An 11,309-nucleotide genomic window follows, 5' to 3' on the forward strand; every position below is an offset into this window, starting at 1 on the left:
CTCCCACAAAATCCTAAGGGATCCCTTAAAGTGCCCTTCAGATTCTTCTTCACAGGTTGGGGCCGACTGTGGTGGTGCGGCGGATGGGTTGACCTTTCAGGGTATTGCCTTCTACTGTTTTCACCCAGCCTTGCCCTGGTACAAATCGGTACTGCACATCGGTATCAGAGCCACCGAGCAGATCCCCTTGGGCATTGAAGACGCGAGTTTCCCGCTGCCAGTGTCCTGGCCCGGTCGGTGTGCTGCTCGACTCGGTGGTGTAGGTTTGGCCGCGAGCATTGTTGAATTGGCCGCTGTGCTGCCAGCCTTGCCCCGCTTGGCCCTCGATAAGGCTCGAGCTGCTGCCCACCGTCTTGCCCTCGGCGTTTTGCAGGGTGGTGCTGCCCTGCCGTTGCCAACCCTCATGTGTGTGAGTAGTGGTGTGCTGATGGTTCAGGTTCCAGGTCTGACCTTGTTGGGTAGTGACTTGGCCGGAATAGTCTCCTTCCACCCCCTGACCGGGAATGAATTGCCGGGATCCCTGGCCGGAATAGGTGCCACTACCCGATCTGCCACTTGGCCCGGTGCCAGTGTAGGTGCCGGAGTGAGTGAAGGTGCGCTCACCGCTCGGGGTCAGGGATCCACCCGTTGACGTGGTGGCTGTGGCAGTGCGTTGACGGGGGCGAGCCTGCGCAAAGGGAGCAAGCGCCATCAGGAGGGCAGTAACCAATAACAGGCAAAAGCTTGGGGTTTTCATTTTCATTCTCATTTTTCGAGACCCCTTGAGAAATTGCCAATCATGACCCAGGCTAGGTGCTCACCTCATCTGACTCTGACTTCGGCCTGAGGGTTCACTTCCTAGAGGGATCCCGCCAGACATAACCTGCTCTTAATGTCGGTGCTGTAATCTCAGAGGTGCCTTTAGCGAATGCGACTGCATTTTTCTATGAACACCCGTCGTACTTTCCTGGCTGTTGCGGCTGGCCTGGTGGCTGCGTCTGCTGCTGCTCTTCTGGCTGCCGACAGCTTTGCTCAGTCTCCTGCCGAAGTCAAAGTTTGGATTGCCTTTACCGACAACCGCCTGGATTGGGCCCGCGGAAAAGCGGAAGAATTCAACAAACAATTTCCTCAATACAAAGTTACGATCGAAGGCTACGGCAACTACGAAGAAATTCAGCAAGCCACCGACCTGGCCATTCAACAAAATGCTGCTCCTTCGGTGGTGCAATGGTTTGAGGTGGGCACCCAGCGGGCACGGGATTTTAGTTACTTCAAGTCCATTGCCGAGGCTCTGGGCAATCGCACCGAAGTGAACGGGATCCCAGTGAATTTCGACGATTTTATCGAGCCGGTGGTGAGCTACTACACCCTGGATGGCAAATTTACCTCCATGCCCTGGAACAGCTCCAGCCCCATTCTCTACTCCAACACGGCCATCTTGAAGAAGGCTGGGATCGAAAAGCCGCCGGCCACCTGGCAAGAGCTGGAGGCTGCTTGTCAAAAGATCATGGCCCTCCCCGACGCTCCCCAGGGCTGTGTGACCTGGCCCAATCACGGCTGGTTCTACGAGCAGTGGATGGCCCAGCAGAATGCCCTCTTGGCCAACAACAACAATGGCCGTGCCGCCCGTGCCACCCAGGTCTTTTTGGACTCGGAGCCGTCAATTGCCATCGCCACCTGGTGGAAAGGGATGTATGACAAAGGCTACTACATCTACAGCGGCAAGCAGCGGGATTGGGCAGCCACCGAGCAGGCCATCCAGACCGGTACCGTCGCCATGGCCATCACCAGCAGCGCCGATGCCGCCAACATCACCAACGCTGCCAAGCAAAACAACATCGAGCTGGTCACCACCCGCATGCCCTACAACGCCGACAAGGGTTGGACGGGGAACTTGATCGGGGGAGCCAGCCTCTGGCTGGTGAAGGATCTGCCCAAGGAGGTGGAAGAGGGGGCGCTGACCTTCATGCTGTGGCTCAATAACACCGAAAATGCTGCCGAGTGGCACCAAGTGACCGGCTACTTGCCCATTCGGAAAAGCTCGGTAGCCTTGCTGGAGTCGAAGGGCTGGTTCAAGGAAAACCCCAACTTCTTCACCGCCAGCGACCAAATCAACAATTCCAAGGTGACCCCTGCCACTCGGGGGGCGCTGCTGGGGGCTTTCCCCGAAATTCGCAACGTGGTGACCCAAACCATGGAAGATCTGATGCTTAAAGGCGGGGATCCGGCCCAGGCCATGGCCAAGGCCAACCAGGAGGCCAACCGCCTTCTGGCCGAGTACAACTCCCTTTACCAGTAACCTGGATGTCGATGGGCTGACGGTGTCATTGAGGGATGGGGGTGGGCGGCGGCCTGCCCCTTTCCGGGCTTTGATAAGGCTCTTGTGAAGAGCACAGCCGAGGTGAGAGGCATGTTGGGATTCGTCCAAGTGTTGGTGCCGCTGTTGGCAGGGTTGCTGGGATCCCTCTGGATGGGGCTCCGTTTTCGACGCATCGAGTGGCCTGTGCCGGTGGGGGCAGTGCTGGGGGGCCTAGCAGGAGGGCTGGGATCCCTGATTTTTATGGCGCCCCTGGATTTTTGCACTTTTGAGCCGGAGCGCAAGGCTATCGACATGGCCTTTGGCGTGGGGCTGGTGCTGGCGGGCATGGCCATTCCCCTCTGGCCGCTGTTGGCGTGGACGCAGAAGGAACAGGAGCGCCGCCTGGGGATCCCCGGCCCAGCTGTTCAGGAGAGGGGCATCTTTAAGCAGTGGTGGCTGGCGTGGCTGCTCTTGTTGCCCACCTTCACGATCTTGGTGGTGTTTCTCTACTACCCAGGGCTGGATACCTTCCGCCTTTCCACCCTGCTCACATTTGTGGGGGCGCCGCGCAGCCGCTTCGTCTGTGTGGATAACTTTACCGCTTTGCTGACGGATTCCACCTATCTGCGCAGCCTGGGGATTACCTTTGCCATTTCGGCGGCCATCGTGGTGCTGGGGTTGAGCGGATCCCTGTTGATTGCCACGCTGGCCTATCAGCCGATTCGGGGGGCGGCGATTTATCGGGTGTTGCTGATCTGGCCCTACGCCATCTCTCCGGCGGTGGCCGGGATCATCTTCTTTATCATGTTCAACCCCTTGGGAGGGGTGGCCAACCATTTGCTGGGCCTGGTGGGGATCCCCCGTTTAAACTGGCTCAGCGATCCCAACTTGGCCCCTTGGGTGGTGATCTTTGCCAGCGTTTGGAAGCAGATGGGCTACAACATTTTGTTTTACCTTGCCGGCCTGCAAAACCTGCCCAAGGATTTGCTGGAAGCGGCTGCCATCGACGGGGCCGGGGCAGTGCGTCGCTTTTTTGCCATCACCCTACCGCTGCTTTCTCCCATCACCTTCTTTTTGGTGATTACCAACATGACCTATGCGTTTTTCGATATCTTTGGCACCATTGACTTGCTGACTGCTGGGGGCCCTTCCGGATCCACCTCGGTGTTGATCTACGAGATCTACAAAATCGGAGTGTCTTCAGGCAATTTGGGTAGGGCTGCCGCGCAATCCATCGTCCTGTTTCTCATTGTGGTGGGGCTGACGATCCTGCAATTTCGCACCACCGAGCGGAATGTAACCTACGGCGGATAACGGCTGTCTCTGCTGCAACGCAATGATCCCAGTTCTCAGTGGGCAAGGGGAAAATCGGCTAATACAGGCTTACACCTAGCCTCACTCCACCACCTTCGCCATTCAAGGGCAGCACAATCCGTTAGTCCGCGAAAGATTCTTCCAATTCAAGGATAAACAGTTATGAATAAAGAGAAACTATGGCAGCGAAGCAAACAGCGAATCCGGTTTCGGAATGACGATATGGATTTCTATTTTGCCTGGATTCTTGCTCACCAAAACGAAGGTGGTTCGGCACTTGGCGAGTGCTTCTACACTGCTTCCCAAATTAAAGATGGTGATCCCGAAAGCTGGTACAAGGCCTGGTCAGAAATGGCCCGTCGCGTCGAATCGCAGGCGACACAGGCACTGGCAAACGGGCATCGGGTTAGTGCACGTGAAGCCTACCTGCGCGCCTTTACCTATCATCAGATGGCAGCCATCTTCGTTCGCCCGCAAGATCAACGACTGCGAGAGGGATGGCAAAAAGCACAATGGTGTTTTCGGCAAGCAGCCGCTCAATGCAAGCCGCCTATCGAACCGATCCAGATCCCGTTCGCGGGCAAAGTTCTGCCGGGTTACTTTCTGTGCGGGCATAATGAGAATCGGAAAGCACCAACGTTGATCCTGATAGGCGGTGGTGAAACATGCGCCGAAGAACTCTATTTCTGGATAGGCCCGGCAGGAGTCCGCCGGAGGTATCACGTTCTTCTGATAGATTTGCCCGGTCAGGGAAGTACACCCTTCGATGGTTTATTCTTCCGGGTCGATTCTGAACTCCCTATCAAGGCTGTCGTCGATCATATCCTCACGCGATCAGAGGTCGACGCCGAACGGTTGGCTTTATTTGGCATCAGTGGTGGTGGCTACATGGTATCCCGCGCTCTTCCATTTGAGAAACGTATCAAAGCCTGCATAGCCAGTGCTCCCATCATAGATATTTACCAACTTGTCATGGCCGAAATTCCGTCGGTACTCCTCAAAACTCCCGGTTTTTTCAGGAACACCCTTACCAGGCTGGCAGGTCTTAGAAACCCCCTGCCCGGTATTGCATTAGAGAAGTTCTGCTGGCAAGCCGGAGTAAGCACAATTTCTGAAGCGTTAGAAATGGCGCGACAAGCACGAGTTGAAAGGATAGAAGAGATTACATGTCCGGTATTGTGTATGGTTGGCGAAGGAGAGTCAGAAGCACAAATGATGCAGGCTCGCGAGTTTTACAACGCTCTCCGATGCCCTAAAGCCTTTCGCGTCTTCGTTGCCGCCGACGGTGCAGATGCTCACTGCCAGATCAATAATCTGGGCCTGATGCAGCAAGTAGTCTTTGATTGGCTGGATGAGGTTTTTGGGTATCGGGCAGAGAATCTCTAAGAGCCTATCCGAAACATCCTGGTGTGGAAGATGAAGGTCAGCGAATCTCGTCTCTTCCCCGTGCGGTGATTGGAACGAAGCGATGCTGGGGGTAACGACGACCGAATAACCACCGTGGTGCCCATTGCCCCCAACGGTGATCACTGATCAAGACTATGCATGGGTGGCTTGACGACGCAACGCACCCATATCTGCCGATAGCGGAGGGGCGGTTCGCGCACTGCCCTCCCCGATGATACGACGAGCACGGGATGCATCGATGGACAATGGGGGTTGTTGATCATGCGCCCATCCCATTCACCACTCGTCGGGGTGCACCCGTCGGGGCACGACGGTGCCGTGCCTCGACTCCATCGGCTTGCATCCGGTGATGGATTTCATCCGTCGTGACGTGACGACGAGGTATTCGGATAGGCTCTCAGAAGGGCCAAGCTCACGGGAGCCATTGCCGCACGGGCGGTTTGGCAAGGAGCGCAGATTGCCGGCGCCGATTTCAGCGAAGCCTATGTGGATCGGGCGGCAAAGCGGCAGTTGTGTGAGCAAGCTGAGGGATCCCACCCGGTAACCGGCGTAACCACCCGTGAGAGTTTGGGCTGCCCTTGAATCAGGGCCGGCAAAGATGAAGAAAACAGGATCCCTGAGCCCCGTCGGTCAGATTGGCCTCTAGATTGGGTGAGGTGTCGATAGTGCCCAACTATGAGCAAGCCCAGCTTTGCGGTGATCGGCCTGGCGGTGATGGGGGAAAACTTGGCCCTCAACGTCGAGCGCAATGGCTTCCCGGTTGCCGTCTACAACCGCACCAGCTCCAAAACCGACCAGTTCATGCGGGAGCGAGCCCAAGGCAAACGGATCACCCCCGCCTACAGCCTGCCGGAATTGGTGCAACTGATGGAGCGGCCCCGCAAATTCTTGATCATGGTCAAGGCGGGTGCGCCGGTAGACGCGGTGATTGACGAGCTTAAACCCCTGCTGGATCCGGGGGATATCATCATCGACGGCGGCAACTCCCTCTACACCGACACCGATCGCCGTGCCGAAGCCCTCGCCCCCACCGGGATCCACTTTGTCGGCATGGGAGTGAGCGGCGGGGAAGAGGGCGCCCTGAACGGCCCCAGCCTCATGCCCGGCTGCAGCCCAGAGGCCTACCAACAACTGGAGCCCATCTTGGCCAAAATTGCCGCTCAAGTGCCAGACGGCCCCTGTGTCACCTACCTGGGGCCCAAAGGGGGCGGGCACTACGTGAAGATGGTGCACAATGGCATCGAATACGGCGATATGCAACTGATCGCCGAGGTCTATGACGTAATGCGCAGGGCCTTGAAGCTGTCGGCCTCGCAGATGCAGGAGATTTTTCAGGCTTGGAATGAAACGGAGCTGGAATCTTTCCTGATTGAAATTACCGCCAAGATTTTCCAAACCCTGGATCCGGAAACCGGCAAGCCTTTGGTGGATCTCATTCTGGATAAGGCTGGGCAAAAAGGCACCGGTTTGTGGACAGTCAAGGACGCTCTAGATCTGGGGGTACCAGTGCCCACCATTGAAGCGGCGGTGCAAGCTCGCATCCTCTCGTCGATGAAAGAGGAACGGGTGGCTGCCTCTGCCCAGTTGAAGGGGCCCGACGCAACTTTTGCAGGGGATCCCGATCGCTTTATCCAAGATCTGCGCGCCGCCCTCTACTGCTCCAAAATCTGCTCCTATGCGCAGGGGATGGCCCTGCTCAAAAGAGCCACTGTTGCCCACGGCTACGTCTACACCTTCAGTGAGATTCCGCGGATTTGGAAGGGGGGCTGTATCATCCGCGCCCGCTTCCTGGGCGAGATCCAGTCGGCCTACAAACGGGATCCAGAGCTGGTGAACCTGCTCTTGGATGAGGAATTCGAGCAGGCCATCCGGGAGCGGCAGGGATCCTGGCGGCGGGTGGTGTCCACGGCGGCTGCCCTGGGGATCCCGATCCCGGCCATCAGCGCTTCTTTGGCCTACTACGACAGCTACCGTACCGCCAACCTGCCCCAGAACCTCACCCAAGCCCAGCGGGACTTCTTCGGGGCCCACACCTTCGAGCGCATCGACAGGCCGGGCGTCTTTCACCATGAGTGGAATGCCTGTTGCCGTTAGCAATGCGTAGCATCAAGAGGTCTCCGGAAAAAAGTTGAACCGCGCACCTCCGTATGGAAAGGCTCCCCTTCCTGAGGAAAATCCTCGCGGAAATGGGCCCCGCGGCTTTCCTCCCGCAGCAGCGCCCCCTGAGCTATCAGACGGGCCAGCAAAAGCAGACTGCCTGCCTCGGCCTCTTCCCGGGTGGCCCAAGGCTTTTCCTGCAGGGGAAGTGCCTTGACAAAGGTCAGAAAAGCCCGCAGCCGTGTTCCCTCCCGCACAACGCCCAAAGCTTCCCCAACTCGATGCCTGAGAGCCGGCAGGATGTCGGGAGACGTCGCCAGAACGGGTAGCCTCTGCAGCTGTCGGGGAAAGCTCACCTCTCCCAAATCTTGCAAGGCAGCCAAGGCGGCCCGCTTGCCCATGACCAGCCCTTCCAAAAGGCTGTTGGAAGCCAAGCGATTGGCTCCGTGCAGACCCGTGGAAGCCACCTCCCCAGCAGCATAAAGGCCCGGCAGGCCGGTGAAGCCGAAAGTGTCCGTTCGGATCCCACCCATCACGTAGTGAGCCGCGGGAACAACTGGGAGCAGATCCTTCGTGGGATCCAGCCCCAAGGCGCGGGCAGAGGCAACAACGGTGGGAAAGCGCTCCTCCAGATGTTCGACGACCCGCAGATCCAGGTAGGTTCCCCCTGTCTGCTGCCGCTCCCAGAAAACGGCCCGAGCTACCACATCCCGCGGCGCCAGCTCTCCCAGCTCCGCATAGCGAGGCATAAAACGCTCCCCCAAGGCGTTGAGGAGAACAGCCCCTTCTCCTCTTACTGCCTCGCTCACCAGCGCTCCATTGGGCAAGGCCGTGGGGTGAAATTGCACAAACTCCAGATCCCTGAGAGTGGCCCCTGCCCGCCAGGCCAGCACCATTCCGTCGCCGGTGGCCCCCGGGGGAGCTGTCGAGACGGGGAAAAGGCTGCCAAATCCTCCCGTAGCCAGGAGAACTGCCCCGGCCCTCACCTCCACCGGCCCTTCAGGGCCAAGCAGCAAGGCCCCCCCTACCCTGTCCCCCGCCAGCAAAAGGCTTAGGGTTGTGTAGCCCTGCAAAGGCAGCCTGTTGAGGCGAGCCAGCAAACCTCTCAGAAGCCACAGTCCGCTCCGATCCCCCCCCAGATGGCGTACCCGCGCTTGGGAGTGGCCCCCTTCCCGGACAGGTTGGGGATGGAAAGGAAGGCCCCAGCGCAAAAGTCTCTCCAGGTGCAAGGGTGCTTCCTCCACAATGGAGCGAGCCACCTTTTCTTCCACCAGGCCGCGGCCCGCTTGCAAGGTGTCTTGGATATGGGCTTCTACGTCCGCCTCATCCACAGGAAAAGCCACCCCACCCTGCGCCCAAGGGGTAGAGCCAGAGGGAAGGGGATCCTTGCTTACCACCAGAGTTGTCGCCCCCTGGGCTTCGGCCCACAGGGCTGCGTACACCCCCGCCACCCCTGCTCCCAGGATCAACAGGTCTGTTTCTAACAAGGGCGGCGCCCCGTTCTTCCCCTCCACCTCTAGGCTCCGGCGGGCACTGCCAGCATGGCCAGGATGGAACGGCGAGCCTTCTCAGCCACCTCCTGGGGCACCTGGATCACGTAGCGCATCTCCTGCAGGGAGCGGTAAATCTTTTCCAAGGTAATCTTCTTCATGTACTCGCAGACGGCTTCTGCCTTGACAGGGATGAACGTTTTGTCTGGAGCTTCTTTCTTGAGCCGGTGAAGAATGCCCACCTCGGTGGCCACCACAAACTCGCGGCTTTCTGAAGCTTTGGCGTAGCGCACCATGCCCTCGGTGGAGAGCAGCTTGGCATCCGGTTTGAGGAAGAGACAGCTAGAGCCGCAACTGCACTCCGGGTGAATGAGGAACTCTGCTCCAGGGTGCTCTTCCACCATCGCCTTGAGGTGCTCTTCCCGGATGCCAACATGCACGTGGCACTCTCCCGGAAAGAGATCCAGCTCCCTTCCGGTTACTTGAGCAACGTGGGCTCCCAGAAACATATCCGGCACGAAGAAGATGGGGCGATCCGGGGGCAGGCTGGCCACCACTTGAACTGCGTTGGCGCTGGTTACGCAGACATCTGCCAGAGCCTTGATCTCGGCAGCGGTGTTGACGTAGGCCACCACCAGGCCCTCAGGGCAGGCTGCCTTCCACCGCAGCACATCTTGCGGGCGAATGCTATCGGCCAAGGAACAGCCCGCCTCCAGATCCGGCAGCAGCACTGTCTTTTCCGGGTTAAGGATGGCAGCCGTCTCCGCCATAAAATGCACGCCCGCAAAGACAATCACCTGGGCGCTCGTCTTTTGAGCCTCCCGAGCCAGTCCTAAGGAGTCTCCCACAAAGTCCGCCACCTCTTGAACTTCGGGGAGCTGATACGAATGCGCGAGGATAACTGCCTGCCTTTCCTGTTTGAGCCGGGCAATCTCCTGGACGATTGTGGCAGTGTTGTGTAGCAATGGGGTTTCTCCCTTCATTTTCGACTTCTTGTCGCGACAGCGTTGCGTAGCAATAACGGTTTTGTTCCTCTGGAGGCTGGACACGATCTGAGGACTTTGTCCCGCTAATGCGTTTGCAGGAGCAGCGCGCAGCAATAACGGAAAGCCCATCTCCTGGAGTTGGTCGACTCTGCTTTGGGGGGTATCTGAGCCGGCAAGAGAAGCAACCCCCAACCCAGATGCCCGGCGAAGCCTTTCGCGGCGCCCGGTTGAGCTGGAGCTGGGCTTAGGTTGTCTTCTCAAAGTAGCATCAGTCGCAACAGCGTTGCGTAGCAATAAAGCAGTGTCCAGCGAGGACTTGGCTCAGGGTCACACCACCAGCAAAGAGAGATCCAAAGCCTTGGCCGAGTGGGTGAGCGCCCCGACGCTGACGTAATTCACGCCTGCCTCGGCCACTTGCCTGGCCCGTTCTGGGGTCATGTTGCCGCTGGCCTCCAGGGGAACTCTCCCTCCCACCCGTTGGACGGCGGCCTGGGTTTCTTCCAGGGTGAAGTTGTCCAGAAGGATGAGATCGGCTCCTGCTGCCAAAGCCTCTTCCAGTTCCTGGAGATCCCGCACCTCCACCTCCACCTTGAGGTGGTGGGGAGCACCTTCCTTGGCCCGCTTGACGGCTGCCAAAACGCCTCCCGCGCCGCGGTCGCAACAGCGTTGCGTGGCAATGATGTGGTTTTCCTTGATCAAAATGCCGTCGAACAGCCCAAAGCGGTGGTTTTTGCCGCCCCCTACCCGTACAGCATACTTCTCCAGGGCGCGCAGGCCGGGAGTGGTCTTGCGGGTGTCCAGAAGCTGGGTTGAGGTTCCCCGGAGAGCCTCTACATAGGTGCGGGTGAGGGTGGCAATGCCGGACAGCCTTTGGAGAAGATTGAGCGCCAGCCTCTCCCCCGCCAGAATGCCCTTCAGGGATCCCTTGAGGTGGGCCACCTCTTGACGGACAGCCACCCTGGCCCCTTCCTCCACTCCAGGGATGAACTCCACCTGGGGATCCGCCAGCCGAAAAACCCGCTTGGCAATCTCCAGGCCGGCCAGGATCCCTGTCTCCTTGGCCAGGATTACCGCCTCACCCTCCAGTCCTGGGGGTAGGGTCAGCTCTGTGGTGAGGTCGCCGTGCCCCAGGTCTTCCCACAGCCAAGCGCAAAGGGTCTCCTCTGGTAGGTAAACTTCTTCCATTTTCGGTTTGGTTTTAGCTAGACCGCCGGGAAGCCCCGCCCTCCGTTAGTGACTAGTGACTAGTGGCTGGTCACTATCCACTCACCACTATCCAGGGTAAGGGTCGGGATAAAAGGCGAGGACACGATGCTTCGTCCTTACTGGTGCTATGACCGGCGTAGCAGGATTTTATACCCTCATCATGAGAACTGCTTACCAGTATCGCTTACGCCCTACCTCTAGCCAAGTTGCTCTGATGGACCAATGGCTAGACTTGTTACGCAAGCAGTACAACTACCGCTTAGCAGAGCGCTTTGCGTGGTGGGAACACAATCGCTGTGATATCAATGCTTGTCCCCTAGTCTGTCATTTGCCCAAGCTGAAAGACAAGCCCGATTTCTACTCCCAAAAACGGGACTTGGTGAGCACGAAAGCCCTGTTTCCGCAGTACAGAGCAGTCCATTCGCAAGTCCTGCAAAACTGCATAGAGCGAGTGCACAAAGCATTCGACCGCTGGCTGAAGGGGGACGGTAACGGCAAGCGGGCAGGGAAACCCAGATTCAAGGGAGCTGG

At 58.4% G+C, this 11,309-nt stretch carries 9 protein-coding genes and 1 pseudogene; 6 read left to right on the forward strand and 4 right to left on the reverse strand.

Annotated elements, in window-relative coordinates:
* Nucleotides 1-49: 49 nt before the first annotated feature.
* Complete coding sequence (locus tag ACVWYY_RS06580; RefSeq protein ID WP_457439955.1) at nucleotides 50-691, reverse strand: hypothetical protein; 642 nt, start codon at nucleotides 689-691, stop codon at nucleotides 50-52.
* A gap of 234 nt (nucleotides 692-925) precedes the next feature.
* Here ACVWYY_RS06580 and ACVWYY_RS06585 point away from each other — a divergent pair, with 234 nt between their 5' ends.
* The 5 genes and pseudogenes from ACVWYY_RS06585 to gndA all read left to right on the forward strand — a co-directional run bounded on the left by ACVWYY_RS06585 (nucleotide 926) and on the right by gndA (nucleotide 7,093).
* Nucleotides 926-2,278, forward strand: coding sequence for an extracellular solute-binding protein (locus ACVWYY_RS06585; protein ID WP_457439957.1), 1,353 nt, complete (start codon nucleotides 926-928; stop codon nucleotides 2,276-2,278).
* Nucleotides 2,279-2,389: 111 nt separating this feature from the next.
* Nucleotides 2,390-3,592 (forward strand): carbohydrate ABC transporter permease, encoded by a 1,203-nt coding sequence (locus tag ACVWYY_RS06590; protein WP_414329418.1) that lies wholly within the window; start codon nucleotides 2,390-2,392, stop codon nucleotides 3,590-3,592.
* Between the two features lie 162 nt (nucleotides 3,593-3,754).
* On the forward strand, nucleotides 3,755-4,978 hold the full coding sequence (locus ACVWYY_RS06595) for an alpha/beta hydrolase family protein (RefSeq protein WP_457387885.1): 1,224 nt from the start codon (nucleotides 3,755-3,757) through the stop codon (nucleotides 4,976-4,978).
* Nucleotides 4,979-5,407: 429 nt separating this feature from the next.
* Nucleotides 5,408-5,581 (forward strand): annotated as a pseudogene (locus ACVWYY_RS06600) (pentapeptide repeat-containing protein); the annotation flags it as partial.
* A gap of 93 nt (nucleotides 5,582-5,674) precedes the next feature.
* Complete coding sequence (gene gndA / locus ACVWYY_RS06605; protein WP_457403082.1) at nucleotides 5,675-7,093, forward strand: NADP-dependent phosphogluconate dehydrogenase; 1,419 nt, start codon at nucleotides 5,675-5,677, stop codon at nucleotides 7,091-7,093.
* Here the strand turns inward: gndA and ACVWYY_RS06610 are convergent.
* The 3 genes from ACVWYY_RS06610 to nadC all read right to left on the reverse strand — a co-directional run bounded on the left by ACVWYY_RS06610 (nucleotide 7,090) and on the right by nadC (nucleotide 10,757).
* Entirely contained in the window at nucleotides 7,090-8,583 is a 1,494-nt protein-coding gene (locus ACVWYY_RS06610) for an L-aspartate oxidase (protein ID WP_457403083.1), read from the reverse strand. The genes gndA and ACVWYY_RS06610 overlap by 4 nt on opposite strands.
* 29 nt (nucleotides 8,584-8,612) lie before the next feature.
* Nucleotides 8,613-9,701, reverse strand: a complete 1,089-nt coding sequence (nadA, locus tag ACVWYY_RS06615) for a quinolinate synthase NadA (protein ID WP_414342299.1) — start codon at nucleotides 9,699-9,701, stop codon at nucleotides 8,613-8,615.
* 198 nt (nucleotides 9,702-9,899) lie between these two features.
* The gene (gene nadC / locus ACVWYY_RS06620) at nucleotides 9,900-10,757 is read right to left on the reverse strand and encodes a carboxylating nicotinate-nucleotide diphosphorylase (RefSeq protein WP_011434043.1); all 858 of its coding nucleotides are present in this window, start codon (nucleotides 10,755-10,757) and stop codon (nucleotides 9,900-9,902) included.
* 181 nt (nucleotides 10,758-10,938) lie between these two features.
* Between nadC and ACVWYY_RS06625 the strand changes: the two genes are divergently transcribed.
* A partial coding sequence (locus tag ACVWYY_RS06625) for a helix-turn-helix domain-containing protein (RefSeq protein ID WP_457439959.1) occupies nucleotides 10,939-11,309 on the forward strand: 371 nt, incomplete at its 3' end.

The sequence above is a fragment of the Thermostichus sp. MS-CIW-34 genome, from assembly GCF_054060435.1.

What these genes read in the sequence shown, in the direction of transcription:
- gndA (WP_457403082.1), top strand. Translation starts at nt 5,675, where the DNA reads ATGAGCAAGCCCAGCTTTGCGGTGATCGGCCTGGCGGTGATGGGGGAA.
- ACVWYY_RS06590 (WP_414329418.1), top strand. Translation starts at nt 2,390, where the DNA reads ATGTTGGGATTCGTCCAAGTGTTGGTGCCGCTGTTGGCAGGGTTGCTG.
- ACVWYY_RS06585 (WP_457439957.1), top strand. Translation starts at nt 926, where the DNA reads ATGAACACCCGTCGTACTTTCCTGGCTGTTGCGGCTGGCCTGGTGGCT.
- nadC (WP_011434043.1), bottom strand. Translation starts at nt 10,757, where the DNA reads ATGGAAGAAGTTTACCTACCAGAGGAGACCCTTTGCGCTTGGCTGTGG.
- ACVWYY_RS06595 (WP_457387885.1), top strand. Translation starts at nt 3,755, where the DNA reads ATGAATAAAGAGAAACTATGGCAGCGAAGCAAACAGCGAATCCGGTTT.
- ACVWYY_RS06580 (WP_457439955.1), bottom strand. Translation starts at nt 691, where the DNA reads ATGGCGCTTGCTCCCTTTGCGCAGGCTCGCCCCCGTCAACGCACTGCC.
- nadA (WP_414342299.1), bottom strand. Translation starts at nt 9,701, where the DNA reads ATGGGCTTTCCGTTATTGCTGCGCGCTGCTCCTGCAAACGCATTAGCG.